This is a genomic window from Halobacillus hunanensis (genome assembly GCF_900166655.1).
Classification (GTDB): Bacteria; Bacillota; Bacilli; order Bacillales; family Halobacillaceae; genus Halobacillus_A; species Halobacillus_A hunanensis.
Genome location: NZ_FVZB01000007.1, coordinates 545,589 through 569,045, shown reverse-complemented (window position 1 = coordinate 569,045; position 23,457 = coordinate 545,589). Strand labels below are relative to the sequence as shown.

Sequence of the window (23,457 nt, the reverse complement as noted above, 5' to 3'; positions counted from 1 at the left end):
CTGATTATTTACATACTCCAAGCTACATGAAAGCGCTAACGGGTATAAAAAAACTCAAATTACAACAAGTACGTCGCAATTTGAGTTCTTCCGTCACGAATTCTGAGCAGCTTCATGTAAAACATTGAGTTGTTTTTCTAAGTTATCCAGTATTGCTTTGCCTTCTTCTTCACTGATTAAGTGCAAGCGCACAGCAAAATGTATCTCACGTGACAACCCAAACATCTGTGTATCTAGAACTTCCTCATATAAAGGACACTGAGGCATAGTCAAGTTGTCCATTTGTACTTTTATTAATCGTAAAATTTTATCAGCATCAGCTTTTAGAAGGGCGTAGGCCTTTTCACGATGATCCACAGCCACATCAGACAACATTAAGATCCCCTCCAGTAACAAACTTTCTTCTATTAATAGTATCGTTTCATTTAAAAAATTGCAACAAACTATTAGGGATTTGACTAAAAAATCGAAAGGTCGTAACGGTTCGACAACATTTCAAGCAGCTTTAATCCAACGACACTATTACCTTTTGAATCAAGGGAGGGACCATAAACGGCAATGCCGCCAAAACCATTTAGAGAACCCATTACTCCGCCAGATACCCCACTTTTTGCTGGTATGCCCACTTTGATCGCAAACGAGCCGGACGCATCATACATCCCACACGTGACCATGAATGTCTTGCATATTCTGGCAAAATGTTTAGGAATAATTTGCCTGCCTGAATTCAAATCTCTGCCTTCATTGGCAAACAATGCTCCAATCTTTGATAAATGGAGCACATTCAGTTCCACCGAACATTGCTTTGTATAGGCATCCAAAGTCTCTTCTACACTTCCTGTGACAACTTTATGCTGCTTTAAATAATAAAGTAAGGATCGATTTAAGAACGCTGTTTCAAATTCGGAGGAAGCCACTTCACTGTTGAACCGAATGGAATGATCATCTGTCATTTCATGAATGAAACTCAGCAGCCTGCCTACTTTCTCATCCGGAGTCTGGCCGTGAATCATATTCGACACAGCTAACGCTCCAGCATTAATCATCGGGTTCAACGGCTTTGAAGGCCGATGCTGTTCCAGCCGGTAAATCGAATGAAACGGATCACCAGTCGGTTCCATGCCTACCCGTTCGAATACATAATCTTCCCCATTATCAATTAATGCAAGGGCAAGCGCAATGACTTTTGATATACTTTGCAAGGTAAAACAAGTCTCCACATCGCCTGCGTAGACACAATCACCGTCTAAATACAAGATCGAAACCGCTAATTCTTCCGGGTTTTGTTTAGCCAGCGCCGGTATATAATCAGCAATCTGACCATCGTAAGCGAACGGTTTGACGTTCTCAAGCCATTCTTCCAATGTAGTCGTTGATATTTTTTCATCCATAGGTAAACCTCCCAGCAATGAAAACATTCTCATTTTTTGCTATGATTGATAAGGCAAGATTTTTAATAGGAAAGGTGGCGCATCACTTGATAGTACAAATATCTGGTCAGGTGAAATTCCCAATAACCCTCGATCCAACCGTCTGGATTTTCGATGACCGAAAACTTACTTATGATGAAGTGTTCCATAATTCACAAGCTTCTTCCCGTAAAGAGGAAGCGGAAGACGAGTTAAAAAGAAAATCACTTCGCTTCGATCGCGAAATGTATCAACAGAAAATCAACCCGCCGGTAAACAAAAGTCTCACTCGAGCTGAGAAAGAACTCATTAAAACAGAAACGTTTTTAATGCCGATCAAACCGTTTATTCATACGAGTGAACCGGATCCGAAGGTGACTTCAGCCGTATTAGTAACAGATGGCGGCGATCATGCGATCGATGCTGACGAATTAGGCGAGTCGCTATTATTATTCTCAAAAGCAGGAAAGCCATTAAAAGAAGATGGACCAGTCCACCTGTATTTCAAGGACGGATCAAATAAAGATGCTCCCATTACAGGGATTAAAAAAATTATTTTTGAATGATGGCTAAAAGGACAGCAGACAAGCTGTCCTTTTTTGTATAAAACACTCCCATTATCCACAAGCTAACTAAAAAAAGTGAGTGTTTCGTATGAAAACAATACTATTAGTACTCGGCCTGCTCTGCTTGACGGCATGTCAGCAAACAGGTGAAAAACAACTGCTTCAAGAGCGTCAGGGCAATGACTCGGAAATGAAATATGTAACCGATTCAGACCCTGTCGAGGAACCAAATATGTCAAACCAGAAAACGGCTAGTCACTTAGCTAAAATAGCTGTGGAAGAACCTGGCGTGCATGATGCGACAGCAGTTGTTCTTGGGTCATATGCAGCTGTGGGCATCGATGTCGATAAGGACCTGGACCGTGGACGTGTTGGGATGATTAAATTTTCTGTAGCTGAAGCCTTGAAACACGACCCATATGGAAAAGAAGCCGTTATCATTGCAGATGCAGATGGGGTCGAACGTCTGCGCGGCATCGGTGAAAAAATTTCACAAGGACACCCGGTCCAGGCCGTAACCGAAGAACTGAGTCAAATTGTTGCCCGTTATATGCCGGAGCGACCGATAGAGGACCAGCCTGAATCTCAGGATTCAAACAAAGGGTCTATTCCTGAAAAAGATAAGGAAAAGCTTAAACAACTTGAAAAGGAACAGTCTAAAGAACAGTAAATCACCTTACAAGTTAGTTCATGACCAAAAACAGCTAAATCCATGAGGATTTAGCTGTTACTTTTTTCTAGAATTTCCCGTTCTTTTTCAGTCAGTTCATTGTAGTATTGGACGCCAAATTGGGATCCCTCAGAAACCATTTTGGAATTTTCCATGTTAGAAACTCCTTCTGGCTGCCCAGCTTCTTCTACAGGCATATCAGCCTTTTGCCCATCCTGCATGAAATTAGCCTGCACCGTCTTCGCTTTATCCTTGAACCGCTGACGATTATCCTCGTCTTTCATAAAATAAGCTAATGTTCCTCCAGCTGCTGCTCCTACTGCAGTAAATAACCAACGTTTCTTCATCAAATCATCCTTTCATGTTCTACTAGCACTTATGTTCCCTCAAATTATTTAATTGAAACATATAGATTCAGAAAAATGCGTGATCGAGCTTAACGTGTTATGATATAGGCATAGTGATAAGGACTTGAGGTGAGGACATGCGTGTAAAATGTGTACTATGTGATACTATTGAGAAAATTGACAGTTATTCTTTACAGGCTAAGCGATTACGAAACCGCAGGATTCACACGTATATGTGTCCGTCCTGCCACGATCGAATTAAAGAAAATACAGAGAAACGCCTGCAAACAGGTGAATTCCGTTTCAATCGGGAAAGAAAACGCGAGAAACATTTATCATAATCTTAGATCAAACAAAAGCCCTGACTTCAAAATAGTCAGGGCTTTTGTTTAGGATTGGCGGCTTTCACGGCCGCTCCGTTCTTTATGAAGCCGCACTCGGTAAGTACCTAAAATTAACGCTGCCACCATTAAACTTTCGGCAATCGGCAAATTCAAGCCTAAAATCAAGGTAAGTATGAATGTCCCTACAACAAGCACCGCGTAAACCACAATCGATTTTGCGAGGGGCAGTTTTCTGGCAAAACCCAGCTTAAACGTAACAATCGCTAAGACTACAACCGTTAAATATAAGAGAAAAAACGAGCGAAATAATACAGCCACTTCCGACTCGTTATTCAAATTCACTTCACTTCCCAGTCCTCTAAAAAAGAAGTCAGCCACCGGCCATAAATCAGCTGGCACCGTTAATGTGGACGTATTCTCCATATGGATGGACCCCCTTTACCATCTTTCTCTTCTCCCCATCCATCATACTAAATCATTCCTATCAATGCCACTGTTCTTTTCTCGAAGGTTTCATTTCCTCAATCATTTTCTTTCCATCCATTTTCTATTATAATGAGAGAGAATGGGGTGAACATAGATCATGAACTGGAATATGTTTGGACTTGCCTTCTTGGTCATTTTATCTTTTGTACTGGTCGGTTTCGCCATCGGCCAGCAGGTGTTCTGGTTGGCCGGGTTATTATTCCTAGCCGGCTTTGCCATTATGGGCTTTGGCTTATCGAAAAAAAGAAAGCAACAAAACGCATAAGAAAAAGCTGCCTAACTGGGCAGCTTTTTCTATTACTTCAAATCAACAAAATCTTTAATGACTTCGCTATGAAGTTGAGGGTGACAGGCTAAGACCGTCGTTTGATGAAGCATATCGATATTTTGCCCATCGGCTGTCGTCACCGAGCCTCCGACTTCTTTTAAAATAACCACACCGGCTGCGATATCCCATGGCATGAGCGTCATCGTTAAATAGCCATCGATGATTCCCTCGGCCACAAAGGCGAACTCTAATGCGGCGGAGCCGTAAGTACGCGTACTTCTTATTGTTTTGACAAAATCGTGGACACCTTCATGTGAAATATAAGGGTTCTCAGGCAGCATCCACGTTGTATTTAAAGCAAAGATCGACTGATTTAACTGCTTTTCCTCAGGGAGCCGAGGAAGACGATGATGATTCTTATACGCCCCTTCTCCGCGAATAGCTGTGTAAATCGTATCTTCCATCACATTGTAAATCAGACCGATCTCGCCTACTCCATCCACATAAACTCCAACAGAGATGGCAAAATTTCGTTTCTGATGAACGAAATTCATCGTTCCATCGATCGGATCAATGATCCAAATCGTCCCCTCTAAGCTGTTAATTTCATCCCCAAAACCTTCTTCCCCAAACACAAAATGGTCAGGGTATTGTTTTCTTATCTTGTCAGCGAAGAATTGCTCCGTTTGTTGATCCATTTCCGTCACAAGGTCGTTCGCATTGGACTTAGTTTGAATCGTTCTCGGATCATCAATTTTTTCTCGTATGCGCTGGCCTGCTTCAAGGACCCATTCTTTTGCCTGCTTATATAAGTTTGTTCGTTGTAATTTATCCATCTTGGAAAGCTCCTTCAAATGGTAGTATCCCTATATCGTATCAGATCCATGCATGAACTGCACATAATTAGCAAAAACTAGCAGTCATCTTTCGAAGATAAAAGTGCCCTCTATCATTTGATGAGTCTGGATGGCTGAAAAGTCCAGAAAACCTTATCCCCCGCCGCACACACAAAAAAGCTTGTAGAGAAAGCAAGGAGTTTCTCTACAAGCTGAGAACAACGGCTCCGCTGCTCTTTCTAAGTGGACCAATCCAGTAACTGTTGACGCAGTTTAGCTAGTCTTACTTTGCATGCATCGATCTGCTCCTGGTCTTGAGCAAGCATCGCATCATGCAAGGTAACTAATTCATAATCAATTTCTAAACGGATGACTGGGAGCCTTTCTTCAGCTTCTTTTTTACGCAACGCTTCCATTACATATTTCACTGCCCTTTCCTCCCCTTCTAATCCTTAATTATATATATGTCCATGAGCACTGTAAGTTTACTCTATAAATAACCCAATTTACTATAATCCAAACCATTTAAACGCTTTGCTTAGACATCTTCCGCTTATATGATAAAATTTCATTAGACTATAGAGGAGTGAAAACATGAGTGACTTTACTGGTTTTAATCAAAAAGATTTTGACGTATTTTCCATTCCAGGACTAGAGGATAGGATGGAAGCATTAAGGGAACGAATATCACCTAAGCTTGATACCATTGCTACGGAGCTGGCGCCCGATGTTACCGCGATGACTGGCGATGAAATGTTCGTTCACGTGGCTAAACACGCCAGGAGGACAACAAACCCGCCAAATGATACGTGGGCAGCCCTTGCTTCAAATAATCGGGGGTACAAGAAACTTCCCCACTTTCAAATCGGAATGTGGGAAAGTCATGTGTTTATTTGGTTTGCAGTGATTTATGAAAGTCCTATAAAAGAAGCGTTTGGCGAAAAGCTGCTTCAACATAAAGAGGAGATCAAAAGCTTCATCCCCGACCATTTTGTCTGGTCGATTGACCATACAAAACCGGATGCTTTTGTACAAGAGAGCATAACCGATGAAAAATTTGATGAGATGTTTACAAGGCTGAAGCAGGTGAAAAAAGCTGAGATTCTCTGTGGGCTTCACCTTAGCCGGGATGATGAACACATCACAGATCCCGATGCGTTTATCCACCTGTGCCGCGATACTTTCCAGACACTGCAGCCGCTTTATCAATATGCTAAAGACTCTTATTAGACGAACAGAACGGCGGGGGCAGCTTTACCCCTCGCCGTTCTTTATGATTGCTATGACATGTTGATCTTCTCGCCCGCTGACGCTGACTTAGCCTGCTTGATTGTTCGATAACAGGAATAGCCAGACTCTTTCTCAAACTTGCCGCAGAGTTGTTTTTCCTCACTTTTAGATGGCACAATTTGCTTAAACCTCGTATAAGCAAGTAACAACTCATCCTGCTTAACGCTTGACTCGTAAGCCTGTTCCACTAATGAATAAAAATTTACCACATCAATGATTTCTTCTTTTGACCAGTAGATCTCATCTATAGGGTAGTTATAACTCACGGTCAGCCCCCCTTTCTATTTAGACCATTTGCCTCGAATAGCCTCTGCTTCGGTTATGATTCTGTCCATTAACTCTGCTACAGAAGGCACATCGTCAATACGAGCAGCCACCTGGCCGGCCCAGGCAAAACCATCCTCTTCGCCTTTATGAATATAGCGTTTATTGGCTTCTCCGCTAATGTACGACTTTAAACCTTCATAACCAGGATTGTCTTTTTCCAACTCTAAAATTTGTTCTGTCCAGGAATTTTTCAAAGCCCTTGCTGGTGCCCCTATTGAACGCTTAATGACAACAGTAGAACTTTCATTGGATTCAACTAAAGCACGCTTGTAGGCTTCATTAGCATGCACACATTCTTTCGTTGCAATAAATCGGGTTCCCATTTCAATTCCTTCAGCACCTAACGCCAGAGCAGCCATTAAACCTTTCCCGTCACTGATTCCGCCCGATGCAATCACAGGTATGGATACCGCTTCAACAACTTGCGGGGTAAGGATAAGCGTACTCGTGTCTGCCCTTCCTAAGTGTCCACCGCCCTCGTGACCTACCACCATCACAGCATCTGCGCCAAGTTCTTCCGCTTTCACTGCCTGTCGTTTGGCAGCTACTAACACTAATACCTTAATCGGTGTTTCTTTCACCATATCGATGACAGGTTTAGGATTCCCCCCGGTCACGGAAATAACCGGCACTTCTTCATTGATCGCGACTTGCACCATGTCTTCAAATGGACGACCGTGCTGGCCAATAGCGAAATTAACGCCAAACGGCTGGTCGGTCAACTGTCTTAATTTATGTATTTCCCCACGAAGCTCTTCAGGCTGCCCTATACTCATAGCCGTGATCTGGCCAAGTCCTCCAGCATTGGAAACAGCAGCCGCTAATTCAGCGTACGCTAAATGCGCCAGACCCCCTTGAATAATAGGGTAAGTAATGCCTAATGTTTCGGTGACACGATTATTCCACTCCATCATTTCATCCCCTCCTCATTTTATCTTACCATGTATGGAATCAGACTTTCTAGAAAACTGTCTGTCTTTTCCAGCTCCCCTTCCCCTTATAAAAAAACTAGCCACAACGGCTTTCCTCTGCTATAATTCATTTGCTTTCATGCTTACTAAAGAGGTGATTATCTTGAATCAAAATCTTACGCCTTTATTTACAGGGCTCAAGCAGCATGCTGAAAAGAACCCAACTCAATTTCATATCCCTGGTCACAAAAAGGGACAGGGAATGGATCAGGAATTTGCCCATTTTATGGGAGACCATGCGCTCTCTATTGATTTAATAAATATTGAACCATTAGACGATTTACACCACCCTCATGGAATTATAGATGAGGCCCAGACTCTTGCTGCCGAAGCCTTCGGTGCCGATTATACCTTTTTCTCTGTACAAGGGACATCCGGCGCGATCATGACGATGGTCATGAGTGTGTGCCAGCCTGGTGACAAAATCATTGTACCGCGTAATGTTCATAAGTCTGTGACGACAGCTATCATTTTTTCTGGCGCAACACCAATTTTTATTCATCCTGAACTGGATGAGCAGTTAGGAATTTCACACGGAATCACTCCCGAGGCCGTTCAAAAAGCGTGTGGTGCGCACCCGGATGCTAAGGCTTTGCTCGTAATCAACCCAACCTATTTTGGAATATCAGCGGACTTAACTCAAATTGTGCAAATCGCCCACTCCTTTGATATACCTGTCCTGGTAGATGAAGCCCATGGAGTTCACATTCATTTTCACGAACGACTCCCAGCTTCAGCGATGCAAGCGGGTGCTGACTTGGCAGCGACAAGTGTTCATAAGCTGGGAGGGGCACTAACCCAAAGTTCTGTCCTCAACCTGCGTGAAGGGCTCGTTTCTCGTGAACGCGTTCAAGCTGTACTGTCTATGCTGACAACGACCTCCACTTCCTATTTGTTACTTGCTTCCCTTGATACAGCGAGGCGTCAGTTAGCAGTAAAAGGGGAGGAACTGCTGGAAGAAGCAATTCGGCTCGCTGATTACGCAAGAAATGAAATTAACAAACTCACAGCTCTCCATTGTCCAGGGGAAGAATTGTTAGGAAGTGATGCCACGTTTGATTTCGACCCAACTAAGCTGATTATTTCAGTAAAGAACCTTGGACTGTCAGGATACGATGTTGAAGTGTGGCTGCGGGAAAATCATCATATTGAAGTAGAGCTATCAGATCTTTATAACATTCTATGTATCATAACTCCAGGAGATCAGGAGCGGGATATCCACCGCCTCATCGCGGCCTTAGAAGAGCTTGTAACAAGCCATCCGCAATCATTTGAGTACAAGCATGTCCCGGTTCAAGTGCCCGAGATTCCGTTACTGGCTTTAACTCCCCGCGATGCCTTCTATGCAGCAACGGAAATTGTGCCGTTTGCAGAATCGGTCGGGAGAATCAGTGCTGAATTCATTATGGTCTACCCGCCTGGGATCCCCATTTTTATTCCTGGTGAAATTATTACAGACGATAACCTCCACTATATTCGTGAAAATGTCAAAGCCGGCTTGCCTGTTCAGGGACCGGAAGATGATACACTAGAAACCCTGCGGGTAATTAAGGAACACAAAGCGATCTATTAAAGAAACGTGCCGCTCAGGTTGAGCAGGCACGTTTTTTGTGTGAATTTCTTAAAGTAAGAATCCATCCGTTTACGGGTACAACAACCCCGGTTATGTTAGAAAAGTTTAGACTTTCGGTAGAATAAACGATCCTTTGGTCTTTCACTATGGGCCGAATCTCCTTCCATTGCGGCTGAGTTGAGCCTGGCAACTGTTTGATATCATACGATTGTTTCAATAAAAAATCCACTCTCCTTTGAGGTGAGTGGATTTTTCTGTTACTTTTTCTTGGCTTTATCACAAGAAGGACACTTACTGTAAAGGGTTGATACCTTTTCATTCTCAAAATGCTCAATAACCTTTTGACAGTTCTGACATACGATTGTACCCATATTGTATCCCCACCTTTTTTGTAATCGGTTTCACTGTACATTTATTTTAATATGACACATTAAAAAAATCAACCCCAAAAGTATAACTTTTTATTAAATGTGTCATACTAATAAACTCCCCTTTTAGTTTACGAAATTCCGTAAAAAAAAAGAACCAAAGACAACCTTCATCTCTGGTTCTTCCTGTGATTTAAGGAGTTTTAATTAAGGAAGGGTCTAATAATTCATACCCTTTTCCTCTCAAGCCTTTCACGATTTCCGGCACTGCTTTCGCGGTCCATTCCCGATCATGCATTAATAAATTTGCTCCGTTGTAAAGAAGTTCTGTGTTGACCATAATATCGGCCAGTCGTTCGGCATCCTGATATTCTGCATTCCAATCGTATCCATAGGTCCAATTCATCACAAGCATTCCTTCCTCAGCTGCCAGCTGTTTGGAATACTCTGTGTTTTGTCCATGAGGAGCCCGGAAAAACTGCGGTCTTTCACCAATAATTTCTTCTACCTTATCGTTAAGTCCAACAATCTCCTGCTTTTGCTGCTCCTTAGACAACGTAGGCAGTGATGTATGAGTTGCTGTATGATTTCCGATGGCAAAACCAAGCTCATGGATCTGCTTTAAAACCTTCTTCTCTTCTGATGTGTCCAGAAAATGCCCATTTACAAAAAAGATCGCTGGTGCCTCCAGCTCTTTTAATGTTTTAGCTATTTCCAACGCATGCTCATCAGGTGCATCATCAAAGGTTAGCAGCGCAACTTGTTCATTTGCCTGATCAATTGGCTTAAACGACCAAGTATCTGTAATTTCGTATTTAGGTTCTACGGCATTAGCTACCACTGTTTCATCTTTTTTATGCTCATCAGCTTCTGATTGAGAGTTCTTATCTTCTGATTCTTCATCAGTTTCCTTATCACTCTCCCCATTACGTTGTTCAGCAGCCTTTTCGTCTGTTTCGGACGTCTCCGGCTGCTTACTTCCCTGTGTTTCTTCGGCCTGTCCACCCGCACAAGCCGTAAGTAATAAGGCCAACAACAATACCCCTACCATTTGTTTCATAAAAAAAGACCCCCAAAGCTGTTATGTATTTCCACTTTCTATATTATAGTATATTGTTTTCCATTTTTACTATCGTTTTGATAAATTTTAAGATATAATTACATATTGTGACTTGGCAACCACTTGAAAGCTACAGGTGATAAGAATGCTCAGACCTTTTAAAGATTTCAATTTATTAGGTGGTCGGACAATTAAAACAGGTGTTTCCGTGTTCATAACCGCACTTATTTGTGGTTTTTTTAATTTCCCGATAATTTTTGCAGTTATAACGGCAATTGTTACAATCGAACATACAGCGGCAGATTCCATCAAAAAAGCTATGGTTCGCTTTCCTGCATCAGCAATAGGAGCGTTATTAGCAACAAGCTTTTATGCCCTCCTGGGAAAAGAAGCGATTACTTATGCTCTGGCGGCTATGCTAACGATAGCTATCTGTCACAAATTAAAACTAGATGATGGAATTATTGTTGCTGCTATTACAGCTACAGCCATGATTCCGGAATTTCAGGATCATTATTTTGTTTCATTTATTACCAGACTGGGTACTACATCTATTGGTATCATCGTCTCAACTTTTGTTAACTTTTTCCTGATGCCACCTAACTATTTTCCTGTTATCGATAAAATTATTTACGATTTGTTTTCTCACACATCACAATTAACCACTCGCATAATTTCAATCAATAAGGGAGAATCTAACGAAAACACTCGTAATATTTCACGGTCTTATCGTCAGTTAACAGCAAGACTGGAAAAGGCGTTTCAGTTGTCGCAATATCAAAGGGAAGAGTGGAAATATCACCGTCATACAATTGAGCAAATGAGAGCTTTCCAGCTTTCGCAAAAAAAGCTGGCCGCTCTTCAACAAATAACTTACCACCTAGGCAATTTACAGTATGCACGTGTTCAACCTGATGATTTTAATACAAAAGAAAGAACACTGCTCAAGGAGATTGTCGAGTCCTTTGCGGAGACATTGGAAAATCAGGATCACAAAATAAGTGAAGCCCAATACGAAAAAGTTGAGAAACTCGATAACTTATTTTGGAGGTGGAAGGAGTTACATGTAGAGTACTCCGGCAACTTTAAGCACCAGCTTCCGCCTCAAACCATTCTTATGTACGAATTACTTTGTTTTCACGATGTGTTGGAGGAATTGGAGAGAATATCGGTCAAGTACAAAGAGACTGTCATATCAAGTGATTCTACGTAAGACATCATATGAATAGAAAGGATGATCATTGTGAAACAGGTATCTAAAGTGTTTTACATTTCTTTAGTTGTATCTGTACTTTTTATCATTTGGGGTGTAATTCCTAAAGAAGTACTGCCTACATGGAATTTATCCAACATAACCTCAAATGTACAAGGATTTCTCACAGAAAAATTTGGATGGTTTTACTTACTATCAGCAACTGGCTTTTTAATTTTTGCCATTTATTTAATTTTTTCTAAGTACGGGAAACTTAAATTGGGAAAACCGGATGATGAGCCTGAGTATTCGTACATTACTTGGTTTGCTATGTTATTTAGTGCAGGTATGGGGATAGGACTTGTTTTCTGGGGGGCAGCCGAGCCGCTTTCCCACTTCCACACAACACCAGTTCCCGGCATGGAGCCAGCTTCTCAGGAATCTGCCAGAGCTGCCATGAAGTATAGTTTCTTTCACTGGGGATTACACCCATGGGGAATTTACGCCGTACTCGCGTTAGCTCTCGCTTACTTCAAGTTTAGAAAGGGTGCGCCAGGGGTTATTAGTGCAGCTCTTGTTCCTCTCTTTGGTGAAAAACGAATCAAGGGCGGACTTGGAACCTTCATCGACTTTATCGCCGTATTTGCTACAATCTTTGGTGTAGCCACATCCCTTGGCTTAGGTGCTTTACAGATCTCAAGTGGCCTTTCCTTTTCGATTGATGGACTTGAGGACACATTCGGACTGCAACTGATCATAATTGTCGTTGTTACCGTATTATTTATGACTTCGGCCATGACCGGTTTGAATAAAGGGATCAAATATTTAAGTAATGCCAATATCGTTTTGGCCTTGCTGCTTATGTTCTCGCTATTACTCATCGGCCCAACCGGCTTTATAATGGATCTCTTTACGACTACACTTGGTTCATATGTGCGGGATCTTCCTTATATGAGTTTTAGACTGACACCATTCATTGAGGACGACACGTGGATTAAAGACTGGACAATCTTCTATTGGGCCTGGTGGATTTCCTGGGCACCATTTGTCGGAACATTTATCGCCAGGGTTTCCAAAGGTAGAACGATTAGAGAATTCATTACAGGTGTCTTGTTAGTACCAACAATCTTTGGGGCATTATGGTTCTCAGTATTTGGCGGTACGGCCATTTCATTAGAGTTCTTTGATGGGATTGACATTATCTCAGATGTCCAAAACCTTGGGACAGAAGTAGCCCTTTTCTCTATGCTGCAACATATTCCGCTTGGCGGATTTATGACAGTTGTCGGGTTGTTGCTTATTAGTACCTTCTTTATTACTTCTGCCGATTCTGCTACTTTCGTTCTAGGGATGCAGACTACAAACGGCAGCCTTAACCCAAACAATCAAGTGAAGTTTGTATGGGGACTTATTCAAGCAGGTGCTGCAGCTGTACTACTGTGGCAAGGCGGTCTGACTGCCTTACAGACGGCTGCTATTATCTCAGCCTTCCCGTTCACATTTATTATGATTTTCATGTGCTTCTCGCTTATGAAAGAATTTCAATCAGAAGCCAAAAATGTAGATCTGAAAAAGAAAAGATAATAATAGCTATCGTTCAGTCAACCGATGAACACAACAAAAACCCCCGTATCCAAACAAGTGATACGGGGGTTTTTGTGCTTAATTAAGCGAATCTCGATGCTCCTGTAGGGTCTTAAGCTACAACACCGAACTATCTTTCGTTTGATACGGTATGTGACATACAGTACAAATTCACATCCTTGGATACTTATAAATTCTATAAAATAAAAAAGCTCCTAACTCACGATTTGAGTTAGGAGCTGACAATAACTAATTATTTAACGATATGAATAGGCTGTCCCATTGCAACCTCAGCCGCTTCCATTGTAATCTCACCTAGAGTTGGGTGAGCATGAATGGTTAGAGCCAAGTCTTCAGCAGTCATGCCTGATTCAACGGCAAGACCAAGTTCAGCAATCATATCACTGGCGTTTGGACCTGCGATTTGAGCGCCAAGGACCAGACCATCCTCTTTACGAGTAATCAGCTTCAAGAAACCATCACTGTCGTTAAGAGATAGCGCACGGCCATTAGCTCCGAATGGGAATTTAGATGCTTGTACATCATATCCTGCATCCTTCGCTTCTTGCTCTCTGTACCCTACAGAAGCTAATTCTGGATCTGAAAATACCACTTCAGGAATTCCTAAGTAATCAATCTCAGATTTCTCTCCAGCAATCGCTTCAGCAGCAATTTTACCTTCATAAGAAGCTTTGTGAGCAAGCGGCAATCCTTCAACAATATCACCGATTGCATAAATGTTATCGATGTTTGTACGGGATTGTTTATCGGTTTGAATGACTCCTTTATCACTCATTTCGATTCCAAGTTCCTCAAGACCAATCTCATCGGTGTTTGGACGACGTCCGACTGTGACAAGAACGTAATCGGCTTCAATGGATTTCTCCTCGCCTTTCACTTCATATTTAACTGTCACACCATCTTTGGTTTCCTCAACACCTTGAGCCATAGCGTTCGTTACGACTTCAACACCTTTTTTCTTCAAACGGCGTTTAACAAGTGTGGACATTTGTTTCTCGAAACCGCCAAGAATATCTTTTGTGCCTTCAAGAATAGTTACTTCTGTATCGAAGTTCGCGTAAGCCGTACCAAGCTCTGTTCCAATGTATCCGCCGCCAATTACAACCAGCTTCTTAGGAACTTCTTTTAAATCAAGAGCTCCTGTAGAATCTAGTACACGGTCAGAGAATTTAAAGGACGGAAGCTCGATTGGACGAGAACCTGTCGCAATGATGCAATTGTTGAACGTGTACGTTTGAGAGTTCTTTTCATCCATGACGCGGACTGTATTTTTGTCCACGAAATAAACTTCGCCTTTAACGATGTCAACCTTATTGCCTTTAAGTAAGCCTTCTACACCACCAGTCAGCTTTTTAACAACGCCGCCTTTCCATTCTTGTACTTTGGAAAAGTCAACAGTAGTGTTTTCAGACTGAATCCCCATGTCTTCTGCACCTTTGGCATGTTCAAAACGATGACCTGCTTGAATAAGTGCCTTAGAAGGTACACAGCCAACGTTCAGACAAACACCGCCCAGGTTTCCTTTGTCTACGATGGTAACCTTTTGACCTGTTTGTGCGGCACGGATGGCGGCTACATAACCGCCAGGCCCCGCACCTACTACTAATGTGTCTAATTCAATTGGAAAATCTCCTACTACCATACTTTACGCCTCCATCATGATTAATTGTGGATCGTTCAGTAAACGCTTGATGTTATTCATTGCATGCTGTGCTGTAGCACCGTCGATCATACGGTGATCAAAGCTTAATGAAATAGCTAGTACTGGAGCAACGACAACTTCGCCGTCACGTACAACCGGCTTTTCGGCAATACGTCCAATTCCAAGGATTGCTACTTCTGGATGGTTAATAACTGGAGTAAACCACTGTCCTCCAGCGGAACCGATATTTGTAATCGTTGTAGATGCACCTTTCATTTCAGCGGAAGAAAGTTTGCCGTCACGTGCTTTCACAGCTAACTCATTTACTTCACTTGAAATGGAGAAGATCGATTTACGATCTGCATCTTTAACAACAGGCACAAGTAATCCTTTATCTGTATCAGCTGCAATACCAATATTATAATAGTGTTTTTGAATAATTTCATCCGTTTCGTCATCTAAAGAAGTATTTAGGACTGGATATTTCTTCAGTGTTGACACTAATGCTTTGACTACATAAGGAAGGTATGTCAGCTTAATGTCCTGCTCTGCTGCGACAGCTTTGAATTTCTTACGGTGAGCAACAAGTTCTGATACATCCACTTCATCCATTAGCGTAACATGCGGAGCTGTATGTTTAGAGTTGACCATCGCTTTCGCAATCGCTTTACGCATACCGCTCATCTTCTCACGAGTTTCAGGATAAGCTTCACCAGCTGCCGGCGCCTCTTGAGCTGTTGTTTCTTCGGTTGCTGTTTCGTCAGCACTGTCTTCAGATGCTTGTGTTTGTCCACCATCAAGGAAGCTGTCCACATCGTCTTTTAAGACGCGGCCATTTTTCCCTGAGCCTTGTACTTTACGGATGTCAACGTCGTTATCACGTGCATATTTTCTAACAGACGGCATGGCAATAACACGTTTATCTTCATCTACATCGCTGTCATCAGTTTGTGCAGCAGGCTGCTCGGATTTCTCTTCCTTCTTCTCTTTCTTTGAAGACTCTTGTTTATCTTTCTTAGGTTCTTCTTTTGATTCCTCTTTGGACTCGTCTTTTGACTCTTCCGCAGAATCATCGCCTGAGTCTTCTGAACCGTCATCAATGGTAATAATGACTGTCCCTACAGTTGTTGTTTCGCCTTCTTCAACATGCAGTTCTTTAACAGTACCATCAACTTGGGAAGGGATTTCTACTACTGCTTTGTCATTTTGCACTTCACAAAGTACATCGTCTTCTTTTACTTCATCACCGGGTTTGACGAACCACTTGGCGATTTCACCTTCGTGGATCCCTTCACCGATATCGGGCAGTTTAAATTCGAACGCCACGGTTATTACCTCCTATTAGTAGAGATGTTTAGAAATTCATTACTTTATTTACTTTTTCAACAATATCGTTGTGGTCTGGAAGCCATACTTCTTCTGCTTGGGTGAAGGCATAGACTGTATCAGGTGCAGTCACGCGCAGAACTGGTGCTTCAAGATGCAGAATAGCTTTTTCTTGAATTTCAGAAACGACATTGGCAGCAATACCAGCTTGTTTCTGAGCTTCCTGAACCATAACGGCACGATTAGTTTTCTCAACAGAAGCGAGAATAGTCTCGTAATCTACAGGACTTACCGTACGCAAGTCGATGACTTCTGCACTGATGCCGTCTTCTTCCAATGCGTCAGCTGCTTTCAGGCAAGAATGTACCATTGCACCATAGGCAATAAGGGTTACATCTGTACCTTCACGCTTCACATTAGCTTTTCCAAGATCCACGGTATATTCTTCTTCAGGAACTTCTTCACGGAATGAACGGTACAGTTTCATGTGTTCTAAGAAAATAACCGGATCGTTATCACGGATGGACTGGATAAGCAGGCCTTTAGCATCGTATGGGTTGGAAGGAATGACAACCTTCAAACCAGGCTGTTGAGCCATTAATCCTTCCAGACTGTCAGCGTGAAGTTCTGGTGTATGAACACCGCCGCCAAAAGGAGAACGGACTGTAATCGGCATGTTTTTCGTGTTTCCTGTACGGTAACGGTAACGAGCCATTTGACCGTTAATGGCGTCCATCGTCTCATAAACAAATCCGAAAAACTGAATTTCAGGAACGGGACGGAAGTCAGTAAGTGCAAGACCTATGGACAAACCACCGATTCCTGACTCAGCTAGTGGTGTATCGAACACACGGTCTTCGCCGAATTCATCTTGAAGACCTTCTGTTGCACGGAATACGCCGCCGTTCTGGCCAACGTCTTCACCAAAGACGAGCACGTTCTCGTCGTTCTTAAGTTCTGTGCGCATCGCGTCTGTGATGGCTTGAATCATTGTCATTTGTGCCATGATCTACTTCGACTCCTTTTCCTTATATTCTTCCATTTGCTCTTGAAGATTGGATGGAAGTTCTTCGTACATGTTTTCGATTAGATCCGTTACTTTTTGTTTAGGTGTATTGTCTGCTTCTTTGATAGCTGCTTTAATTTCATCTTTAGCTTCTTCAATCACCTTATTTTCTTCCTCTTCAGACCAAAGGCCTTTCTCTTCAAGGAATGTACGGAAACGCACGATTGGATCTTGTTTTTCCCATTCGTTATCCATATCTTCTGTACGATATCTTGTTGGATCGTCACCAGCCATTGTGTGCGGTCCATAACGGTACGTCAACGTTTCGATTAACGTTGGACCTTCTCCGTCAATAGCACGTTTGCGCGCTTCTTTAGTAGCGGCATAGACAGCAAGAACATCCATTCCGTCTACTTGAATACCTTCAATACCTGCCGCAACGGCTTTCTGTGCAATGGTTTCAGCTGCAGATTGCTTCTCAACAGGTACAGAGATAGCAAAGCGGTTATTTTGTACTACAAAAATCGTTTGGGCGCCATAAGCTCCGGCGAAGTTGATTCCTTCGTAGAAGTCACCTTGAGAAGCACCGCCGTCACCTGTATAAGTGATCGCAACTGCATCTTTTCCGCGCTTCTTATATCCAAACCCTACACCGGCTGCCTGTGTAATTTGGGCACCAATGATGATCTGAGGGCTGACAGCATTCACTCCTTCAGGCATTTGGTTCCCTTTGAAGTGGCCACGGGAAAATAGGAAAGCCTGCGTTAGCGGAAGACCATGCCAAATTAACTGTGGTACATCACGATATCCTGGCAGAATGAAATCTTCTTTTTCCAGGGCAAAATGGCTTCCTAATTGGGAAGCTTCTTGACCGGCAGTTGGTGCATAGAATCCAAGGCGTCCCTGTCTGTTAAGGGCAATAGAACGCTGGTCTAGAATTCGTGTATACACCATGCGGCGCATAATTTCTTTTAAATCTTCATCAGATAGGTCAGGCATCGCATCTTCGTTTACGATCTTACCTTCTTCATTAAGGATTTGAAACGTTTCGAACTGATTTTCGATATTTTCAAGCACTCGTTTCAAAGTCACTCACCTCTTCCTTTCTCCATTTAAAATAGATGCTGTTGAGTAGCATTCCCAAAACTCCGAAAAAAACTGTACCTATTTGCTCTACTACGTTTTACCCTGAACACATCTTGATTAATCATAAGCGCGAAATTAGTCAAACTGTTATATTGTCAAAGCAATGTTTATTGGTACAATAATATTTTCATATGTAGTTTAGCTCAAGGGGAAGGGATTCGTCAAACACTCTGCAACGAATAGTTGCTAATGTTGAGCATTCACTACCTAATTCTTGAAATTCCTTAAAAACGAATGATGAATTCTGTACCATTATTTTATTAAGGCTGTATTAATTTTACTTTTTTTCGATTGAGGATGCAAATTATTTTACTCAAGAAAAAAGCGACCCTTTGTTAGGGCCGCTATTTCTATTCTGCTTCTTCTGACTTATTTTTATTATCTTTTGATTCACTCTCAGCGGAATCCTCATAAGTGACATCGAGTCCAACCGCTTCATAAAATTGTTTCTTAAGTTCATTATATTCTTTTGTATAGGTATTGAACTGTTCGTTAGCTTCGATTACAGCGCTGTAACTTTCATTAATACTTTTTACTTGCTGCTGCAGTTCTTCTTGTGTTAAATCCTTCTGCTGAAGCATTTCATACAATTCCTTATCTAAATCGAGCGCCTTCTGATAGGCCTTATATAAATCCTGATAGGCGTTATAACGGCTATTCATCGTTTCCACAAGCTGTTCAGCAATTTTTTTAGCTTCGGCTTGCTCTTCGTCCAGATCCTCAATCAAAGGTTTAATCTTATCAAATTCCTCTTTGGCAGCGTCTATGCTTTCCTTCTCAAGCTTCAGTTTTTCTTCTCGCTCTTCGACTAGTGCTGCCGCTTCCTTAGACAACTTTTTTATTTGGTCGAACTCGTCCATACTTAAGTCAATGATTTGATTGTATAACTCTTGTTCTTGTTGCTCTAATTTCTTTAGCGGTTCTTGCTGCTTCCGAAACTCATCTTCGAGCGATACTGCTTTTTCTAAATGATCGTATATTTTTTCCTGAGCCGATTGGCCAGAACACGCAGACAAAATAAAAATCGTTGCCGCTAGCAACGAGACAACCTTAGTCAAACGCACAATTTCTCCCCCTCTAACTGGTGTCTTGCTGACTTTTTTATCATATGTACAATAGTATAATAAATAAAATTAAATTGAAAGACTTCTTTTTCTTTCCAGTTTTGCCATAACCATAATCATTGGTCTTTCTATGTTAAAATAAAATACGAATTAGATGTTGGTGTTCAGAAAGGATGAATTGGATGATTACAATGGACGATATTATACGCGAGGGGCACCCCGCTCTTAGAAAAGTAACCGAAGAAGTAGAGATTCCGCCAAATGAAGAAGACAAGCGAATTCTTACAGATATGCTGGAGTACTTAAAGAATAGTCAGGATGAACAGGTTTGTGAACGCTACGGTCTGCGTCCGGGTGTCGGGCTGGCCGCCCCGCAAATTAATGTGAATAAACGGATGCTTGCGGTTCATTTCACTGATTTAAATGATAAGTTTTACAGTTATGGGTTATTTAATCCGCGCATTATTAGTCACTCTGTGGAACGCACCTACCTTTCTTCTGGAGAAGGCTGTTTATCTGTGGACCGGGAAGTTCCCGGCTATGTTCCAAGATATCGGAGGATTACGGTGAAAGCCGTTGATTTGGAAGGTAATGAAGTCAAGCTGCGCCTGAAAGATTATGCTGCAATTGTTTTTCAGCATGAAATTGACCATCTCCATGGCATTATGTTTTACGATCACATTGATCAGGATCAACCCTTTAAAGAACCTGAAAATGCCAAACCGGCTGATGCCTAAAAGGTACAGAAATCAATAATTACCCCAAATAAAAGAAACGCCCGCAAGTGCAGGCGTTTCTTTATTTAGATAATAAGTTGATATCATAGATCGCTTTTACAAGGCCATCATCATCAACGTCTGCAGTGATATGATCACTAACAGCTTTTGTTTCATCCACGGCATTGCCCATAGCAACGCCAGTTCCTACCTCGCGAATCATTTCTATATCATTCAACCCATCCCCAAATGCATACGTATCCTCAATCTTAAGCCCGGCAGCATCAATTAATTGCTTAATCCCTTCTGCTTTTGAACCGCCTTTAGGCAGAACATCACAAGAATAAGGATGCCAGCGTATAAAGTCAAAAGCATCATATTTCGATTTATAGTATTTCAGTTCATCACCTTCGCAGAACAGCAACGACTGATAAATTTCTGAGTCGTTGTAAAAGGTCGCATCAATCGCTGGATAGTCAAAATGTAAAGTGGCAAGACTTTCTTTAATGTACATTTGTTCACGATCTGATGCTTTCATTTCATCCTGGTTCATAAACACCATCGGATGGTTATTTTCTTCTGCATCCATGTAGAGTTTTTCTAAGTGATCTTTCGGTAATGGATTTTCATATACTGGTTTACCTTCAAATACCACATACTGTCCATTAAAGCTAACATAAGAATTTATGCCGAGGGTTTCCCTCAATTCTTTATACATAAACGGGGCTCGCCCTGTCGCAATCGCACAGTACACCCCTTGCTTTTGTAGATCCTTTACTGCTTTAATCGTGCTCTCCGGCAGTTCTTTCTTATGATTTAACAGCGTTCCGTCTATATCAAAAAATGCTATTTTACCCATACTCATCATTCCTCTCACTACAAATTAAAGATACAAGATACGTAATTTAACTTTTAGCCACTTTCTGCGCTGGCTATACTTTAGCATGAGTGGATATAATTGAGAAGAAAAACGAAAGATATTCATAATTCGTTACTTTTTTCGGGAACATATTTGAAATTGATGAAAGGTAATTGTTTCATTCTGACCGAAACCGTATTATACTAAAGATAACAGGGATTGGGCGGTTTAACGTTTTTTGCTGACTTTCTTCATCACGAAAGGAGATGGCTGCACATGATGAAGCGTCTTAGAAGAAAGCTTAGAAAACGTTGGAAAAAACTTTTGGAACGAAAAAAATACGCGTAAATAACCAATAGTCATATGGCGGAGTGTGACTGATTCAACCTTGGAATGAATTCCCATATTCATAATAAACGTGCTATCATAATCAACAGAAGATCGAGAAAACTATTCTTAGTAAGGAGCGATAAAAACATGATTTTTAAAGTATTGTACCAGGAACACGCACAAGAGGTTCCTGTTCGTGAACGTACAAAGGCCATGTACGTTGAAGCGGAAAAAGAGAGAGAAGTCCGTAAAAAATTGGCCGATAATAATATTAATATTGAATTTATCCAGGTGCTTGATGAGGATCACTTGGCTTATGAGAAACAGTCTGAAGATTTTCAACTGGAGAATGTGTAACAAATGAAGTTTGTTAAAAATGACCAAACAGCTGTTTTCGCCTTAGGCGGACTCGGTGAGATTGGCAAAAACACATACGCTGTTCAATTCCAGGACGAAATCATCCTCATTGATGCTGGAATCAAATTTCCAGAAGACGAATTGTTAGGAATTGATTATGTTATCCCTGATTACACCTATTTAGTCCAAAATGAGGACAAAATTAAAGGGCTCTTCATCACCCATGGGCATGAAGACCACATTGGCGGAATTCCTTATTTGCTGCGTGAAATTAACATTCCTATTTATGCAGGTAAGCTTGCAGCGGGACTGTTACGCAACAAATTAGACGAGCACGGATTATTGCGCAATACGAAGATGCACACGATTCAGGAAGATGATGTGATTAAATTCCGCAAAACATCTGTATCGTTCTTCCGTACGACGCACAGTATTCCGGATTCATATGGAATCGTTGTAAAAACACCGCCAGGTAACGTCGTCCATACAGGTGACTTCAAATTCGATTTCACCCCGGTAGGTGAACCGGCAAACTTAGCAAGAATGGCTGAGATCGGCAAGGAAGGTGTACTCGCTTTACTATCTGATAGCACGAATAGTGAAGTACCAGGATTCACCAAGTCTGAACGAGTAGTCGGACAAAGCATTCAAGATATATTTACGCGTGAGAATGGTCGTTTAATCTTTGCAACCTTTGCTTCAAATATCCACCGCCTTCAACAAGTCGTTGAAGCAGCCGTCAGAAATAATCGCAAGGTGGCTGTATTTGGTCGAAGCATGGAATCATCGATTCGAATTGGACAGGAACTTGGGTACATCCGCGCACCTAAGGAAACGTTTATTGACGCCCAGCAGCTTAACCGTTTGCCGGCACACGAAGTTGTGATTCTATGTACCGGCTCCCAAGGTGAACCAATGGCAGCTCTATCACGAATTGCTAATGGAACTCACCGTCAAATTCAAATTATGCCTGGCGACACGGTCGTGTTCTCCTCTTCCCCAATCCCTGGTAACACGATCAGTGTAGGACGAACCATCAATAAACTTTACCGTGCCGGTGCCGAAGTCATTCACGGTCCTTTAAATAACATTCATACGTCCGGTCACGGAAGCCAGGAAGAAATGAAGCTTATGCTGCGTTTAATTCAGCCTAAGTTCTTCATGCCGATTCATGGTGAATATCGGATGTTAAAAGAACATGTGAAGTTAAGCGAAGAATGCGGCATCGATCCGAGCAATTGCTTTGTAATGGATAATGGTGATGTCCTGGCCCTTGGCAAAGACGAAGCAATGGTTGCAGGTAAAATCCCATCCGGATCCGTTTATGTAGATGGCAGCGGCATCGGTGATATTGGGAATATCGTGCTGCGCGACCGCCGTATTCTTTCCGAAGAGGGACTCGTTATTGTGGTTGTCAGCATTAACATGAAGGAATTCAAGATCGCCTCTGGTCCTGACATTATCTCTCGCGGCTTTGTTTATATGAGAGAGTCAGAAGACTTGATTAAAGAAGCGCAAAAGCTTGTAAGTACTCATGTAGAAAAAGTTATGGACCGCCGCACTACTCAGTGGTCTGAGATTAAGAATGAAATCACTGACACGATTGCACCATTCTTATTTGAGAAAACGAAACGCCGTCCAATGATCCTTCCGATTATTATGGAAGTATGATGACACGAAAAGTGAAAGCGCCCCGGTA

At 41.9% G+C, this 23,457-nt stretch carries 27 protein-coding genes; 11 read left to right on the top strand and 16 right to left on the bottom strand.

Going from position 1 to position 23,457, the window contains the following annotated elements; all coding sequences use genetic code 11:
* Nucleotides 1-93: 93 nt before the first annotated feature.
* Together B5354_RS15535 and glsA are read right to left on the bottom strand one after the other, a co-directional pair.
* Nucleotides 94-375, bottom strand: coding sequence for an Fpa/YlaN family protein (locus B5354_RS15535; protein ID WP_079529716.1), 282 nt, complete (start codon nt 373-375; stop codon nt 94-96).
* A gap of 83 nt (nt 376-458) precedes the next feature.
* A complete protein-coding gene (gene glsA, locus B5354_RS15530; protein ID WP_079529715.1) occupies nt 459-1,391 on the bottom strand; it encodes a glutaminase A in 933 nt (310 codons plus the stop codon).
* Between the two features lie 86 nt (nt 1,392-1,477).
* On the opposite strand from glsA, the gene B5354_RS15525 reads away from it, so the two are divergent.
* Together B5354_RS15525 and B5354_RS15520 are read left to right on the top strand one after the other, a co-directional pair.
* Nucleotides 1,478-1,975, top strand: coding sequence for a hypothetical protein (locus B5354_RS15525; RefSeq protein ID WP_079529714.1), 498 nt, complete (start codon nt 1,478-1,480; stop codon nt 1,973-1,975).
* An 88-nt stretch (nt 1,976-2,063) separates the two neighbouring features.
* A complete protein-coding gene (locus tag B5354_RS15520; RefSeq protein WP_079529713.1) occupies nt 2,064-2,645 on the top strand; it encodes a YhcN/YlaJ family sporulation lipoprotein in 582 nt (193 codons plus the stop codon).
* Between the two features lie 50 nt (nt 2,646-2,695).
* Here B5354_RS15520 and B5354_RS15515 read toward each other — a convergent pair whose 3' ends face one another.
* On the bottom strand, nt 2,696-2,992 hold the full coding sequence (locus B5354_RS15515; protein WP_079529712.1) for a hypothetical protein: 297 nt from the start codon (nt 2,990-2,992) through the stop codon (nt 2,696-2,698).
* A 137-nt stretch (nt 2,993-3,129) separates the two neighbouring features.
* Here B5354_RS15515 and B5354_RS15510 point away from each other — a divergent pair, with 137 nt between their 5' ends.
* Nucleotides 3,130-3,333, top strand: coding sequence for a YlaI family protein (locus tag B5354_RS15510; RefSeq protein WP_079529711.1), 204 nt, complete (start codon nt 3,130-3,132; stop codon nt 3,331-3,333).
* Nucleotides 3,334-3,381: 48 nt separating this feature from the next.
* Here B5354_RS15510 and B5354_RS15505 read toward each other — a convergent pair whose 3' ends face one another.
* Nucleotides 3,382-3,759: a YlaH-like family protein gene (locus B5354_RS15505; RefSeq protein ID WP_079529710.1), complete on the bottom strand. Its 378-nt coding sequence runs from the start codon at nt 3,757-3,759 to the stop codon at nt 3,382-3,384.
* A 160-nt stretch (nt 3,760-3,919) separates the two neighbouring features.
* Between B5354_RS15505 and B5354_RS20565 the strand changes: the two genes are divergently transcribed.
* Entirely contained in the window at nt 3,920-4,087 is a 168-nt protein-coding gene (locus B5354_RS20565) for a DUF5325 family protein (RefSeq protein WP_176142512.1), read from the top strand.
* Nucleotides 4,088-4,119: 32 nt separating this feature from the next.
* Here B5354_RS20565 and B5354_RS15500 read toward each other — a convergent pair whose 3' ends face one another.
* Together B5354_RS15500 and B5354_RS15495 are read right to left on the bottom strand one after the other, a co-directional pair.
* Complete coding sequence (locus B5354_RS15500) at nt 4,120-4,926, bottom strand: inositol monophosphatase family protein (RefSeq protein WP_079529709.1); 807 nt, start codon at nt 4,924-4,926, stop codon at nt 4,120-4,122.
* Between the two features lie 239 nt (nt 4,927-5,165).
* On the bottom strand, nt 5,166-5,354 hold the full coding sequence (locus B5354_RS15495; protein WP_079529708.1) for a hypothetical protein: 189 nt from the start codon (nt 5,352-5,354) through the stop codon (nt 5,166-5,168).
* A gap of 166 nt (nt 5,355-5,520) precedes the next feature.
* Between B5354_RS15495 and B5354_RS15490 the strand changes: the two genes are divergently transcribed.
* On the top strand, nt 5,521-6,156 hold the full coding sequence (locus B5354_RS15490; RefSeq protein ID WP_079529707.1) for a YktB family protein: 636 nt from the start codon (nt 5,521-5,523) through the stop codon (nt 6,154-6,156).
* Between the two features lie 50 nt (nt 6,157-6,206).
* On the opposite strand, the gene B5354_RS15485 is transcribed toward B5354_RS15490, so the two are convergent.
* Both B5354_RS15485 and B5354_RS15480 read right to left on the bottom strand, forming a co-directional pair.
* The gene (locus B5354_RS15485) at nt 6,207-6,482 is read right to left on the bottom strand and encodes a UPF0223 family protein (RefSeq protein ID WP_079529706.1); all 276 of its coding nucleotides are present in this window, start codon (nt 6,480-6,482) and stop codon (nt 6,207-6,209) included.
* A gap of 15 nt (nt 6,483-6,497) precedes the next feature.
* On the bottom strand, nt 6,498-7,454 hold the full coding sequence (locus B5354_RS15480) for an NAD(P)H-dependent flavin oxidoreductase (protein WP_079530604.1): 957 nt from the start codon (nt 7,452-7,454) through the stop codon (nt 6,498-6,500).
* Nucleotides 7,455-7,617: 163 nt separating this feature from the next.
* Between B5354_RS15480 and B5354_RS15475 the strand changes: the two genes are divergently transcribed.
* Nucleotides 7,618-9,087, top strand: a complete 1,470-nt coding sequence (locus B5354_RS15475) for an aminotransferase class I/II-fold pyridoxal phosphate-dependent enzyme (RefSeq protein WP_079529705.1) — start codon at nt 7,618-7,620, stop codon at nt 9,085-9,087.
* Between the two features lie 257 nt (nt 9,088-9,344).
* Here the strand turns inward: B5354_RS15475 and B5354_RS15470 are convergent, their stop codons facing one another.
* Together B5354_RS15470 and B5354_RS15465 are read right to left on the bottom strand one after the other, a co-directional pair.
* Nucleotides 9,345-9,458 carry a GapA-binding peptide SR1P gene (locus tag B5354_RS15470; protein ID WP_079529704.1) on the bottom strand — a complete coding sequence of 38 codons (114 nt, stop codon included), beginning with the start codon at nt 9,456-9,458 and terminating at the stop codon, nt 9,345-9,347.
* Nucleotides 9,459-9,648: 190 nt separating this feature from the next.
* On the bottom strand, nt 9,649-10,515 hold the full coding sequence (locus B5354_RS15465; RefSeq protein WP_079529703.1) for a polysaccharide deacetylase family protein: 867 nt from the start codon (nt 10,513-10,515) through the stop codon (nt 9,649-9,651).
* Nucleotides 10,516-10,660: 145 nt separating this feature from the next.
* Here B5354_RS15465 and B5354_RS15460 point away from each other — a divergent pair, with 145 nt between their 5' ends.
* Complete coding sequence (locus tag B5354_RS15460; protein WP_079529702.1) at nt 10,661-11,728, top strand: FUSC family protein; 1,068 nt, start codon at nt 10,661-10,663, stop codon at nt 11,726-11,728.
* Between the two features lie 30 nt (nt 11,729-11,758).
* Entirely contained in the window at nt 11,759-13,291 is a 1,533-nt protein-coding gene (locus B5354_RS15455) for a glycine betaine uptake BCCT transporter (protein ID WP_079529701.1), read from the top strand.
* A 253-nt stretch (nt 13,292-13,544) separates the two neighbouring features.
* Here the strand turns inward: B5354_RS15455 and lpdA are convergent, their stop codons facing one another.
* From lpdA to B5354_RS15430, 5 genes are all read right to left on the bottom strand, one after another.
* Complete coding sequence (lpdA, locus tag B5354_RS15450) at nt 13,545-14,954, bottom strand: dihydrolipoyl dehydrogenase (RefSeq protein ID WP_079529700.1); 1,410 nt, start codon at nt 14,952-14,954, stop codon at nt 13,545-13,547.
* Between the two features lie 3 nt (nt 14,955-14,957).
* Nucleotides 14,958-16,280, bottom strand: coding sequence for a dihydrolipoamide acetyltransferase family protein (locus tag B5354_RS15445; protein WP_079529699.1), 1,323 nt, complete (start codon nt 16,278-16,280; stop codon nt 14,958-14,960).
* A 28-nt stretch (nt 16,281-16,308) separates the two neighbouring features.
* A complete protein-coding gene (locus tag B5354_RS15440; RefSeq protein WP_079529698.1) occupies nt 16,309-17,286 on the bottom strand; it encodes an alpha-ketoacid dehydrogenase subunit beta in 978 nt (325 codons plus the stop codon).
* 3 nt (nt 17,287-17,289) lie between these two features.
* Entirely contained in the window at nt 17,290-18,372 is a 1,083-nt protein-coding gene (pdhA, locus tag B5354_RS15435; RefSeq protein WP_079530603.1) for a pyruvate dehydrogenase (acetyl-transferring) E1 component subunit alpha, read from the bottom strand.
* A 410-nt stretch (nt 18,373-18,782) separates the two neighbouring features.
* Entirely contained in the window at nt 18,783-19,496 is a 714-nt protein-coding gene (locus B5354_RS15430) for a YkyA family protein (RefSeq protein ID WP_079529697.1), read from the bottom strand.
* 182 nt (nt 19,497-19,678) lie between these two features.
* On the opposite strand from B5354_RS15430, the gene def reads away from it, so the two are divergent.
* Complete coding sequence (gene def / locus B5354_RS15425; RefSeq protein WP_079529696.1) at nt 19,679-20,233, top strand: peptide deformylase; 555 nt, start codon at nt 19,679-19,681, stop codon at nt 20,231-20,233.
* Nucleotides 20,234-20,294: 61 nt separating this feature from the next.
* Here def and B5354_RS15420 read toward each other — a convergent pair whose 3' ends face one another.
* Nucleotides 20,295-21,071 (bottom strand): Cof-type HAD-IIB family hydrolase, encoded by a 777-nt coding sequence (locus tag B5354_RS15420; protein WP_079529695.1) that lies wholly within the window; start codon nt 21,069-21,071, stop codon nt 20,295-20,297.
* A 477-nt stretch (nt 21,072-21,548) separates the two neighbouring features.
* Between B5354_RS15420 and B5354_RS15415 the strand changes: the two genes are divergently transcribed.
* Nucleotides 21,549-21,758 carry a DNA-dependent RNA polymerase subunit epsilon gene (locus B5354_RS15415; RefSeq protein ID WP_079529694.1) on the top strand — a complete coding sequence of 70 codons (210 nt, stop codon included), beginning with the start codon at nt 21,549-21,551 and terminating at the stop codon, nt 21,756-21,758.
* Nucleotides 21,759-21,761: 3 nt separating this feature from the next.
* Nucleotides 21,762-23,429, top strand: coding sequence for a ribonuclease J1 (gene rnjA / locus B5354_RS15410; protein ID WP_079529693.1), 1,668 nt, complete (start codon nt 21,762-21,764; stop codon nt 23,427-23,429).
* Nucleotides 23,430-23,457: the final 28 nt, after the last annotated feature.

Excerpts from the sequence above, each read along its gene's own strand:
- B5354_RS15460 (WP_079529702.1), top strand. The coding sequence starts at position 10,661 with ATGCTCAGACCTTTTAAAGATTTCAATTTATTAGGTGGTCGGACAATT.
- B5354_RS15505 (WP_079529710.1), bottom strand. The coding sequence starts at position 3,759 with ATGGAGAATACGTCCACATTAACGGTGCCAGCTGATTTATGGCCGGTG.
- B5354_RS15520 (WP_079529713.1), top strand. The coding sequence starts at position 2,064 with ATGAAAACAATACTATTAGTACTCGGCCTGCTCTGCTTGACGGCATGT.
- B5354_RS15535 (WP_079529716.1), bottom strand. The coding sequence starts at position 375 with ATGTTGTCTGATGTGGCTGTGGATCATCGTGAAAAGGCCTACGCCCTT.
- B5354_RS15480 (WP_079530604.1), bottom strand. The coding sequence starts at position 7,454 with ATGGAGTGGAATAATCGTGTCACCGAAACATTAGGCATTACTTACCCT.
- B5354_RS15490 (WP_079529707.1), top strand. The coding sequence starts at position 5,521 with ATGAGTGACTTTACTGGTTTTAATCAAAAAGATTTTGACGTATTTTCC.
- B5354_RS20565 (WP_176142512.1), top strand. The coding sequence starts at position 3,920 with ATGAACTGGAATATGTTTGGACTTGCCTTCTTGGTCATTTTATCTTTT.
- def (WP_079529696.1), top strand. The coding sequence starts at position 19,679 with ATGATTACAATGGACGATATTATACGCGAGGGGCACCCCGCTCTTAGA.
- B5354_RS15420 (WP_079529695.1), bottom strand. The coding sequence starts at position 21,071 with ATGGGTAAAATAGCATTTTTTGATATAGACGGAACGCTGTTAAATCAT.
- B5354_RS15415 (WP_079529694.1), top strand. The coding sequence starts at position 21,549 with ATGATTTTTAAAGTATTGTACCAGGAACACGCACAAGAGGTTCCTGTT.
- B5354_RS15500 (WP_079529709.1), bottom strand. The coding sequence starts at position 4,926 with ATGGATAAATTACAACGAACAAACTTATATAAGCAGGCAAAAGAATGG.
- B5354_RS15465 (WP_079529703.1), bottom strand. The coding sequence starts at position 10,515 with ATGAAACAAATGGTAGGGGTATTGTTGTTGGCCTTATTACTTACGGCT.
- B5354_RS15515 (WP_079529712.1), bottom strand. The coding sequence starts at position 2,992 with ATGAAGAAACGTTGGTTATTTACTGCAGTAGGAGCAGCAGCTGGAGGA.
- B5354_RS15440 (WP_079529698.1), bottom strand. The coding sequence starts at position 17,286 with ATGGCACAAATGACAATGATTCAAGCCATCACAGACGCGATGCGCACA.
- B5354_RS15470 (WP_079529704.1), bottom strand. The coding sequence starts at position 9,458 with ATGGGTACAATCGTATGTCAGAACTGTCAAAAGGTTATTGAGCATTTT.
- rnjA (WP_079529693.1), top strand. The coding sequence starts at position 21,762 with ATGAAGTTTGTTAAAAATGACCAAACAGCTGTTTTCGCCTTAGGCGGA.
- B5354_RS15510 (WP_079529711.1), top strand. The coding sequence starts at position 3,130 with ATGCGTGTAAAATGTGTACTATGTGATACTATTGAGAAAATTGACAGT.
- lpdA (WP_079529700.1), bottom strand. The coding sequence starts at position 14,954 with ATGGTAGTAGGAGATTTTCCAATTGAATTAGACACATTAGTAGTAGGT.
- glsA (WP_079529715.1), bottom strand. The coding sequence starts at position 1,391 with ATGGATGAAAAAATATCAACGACTACATTGGAAGAATGGCTTGAGAAC.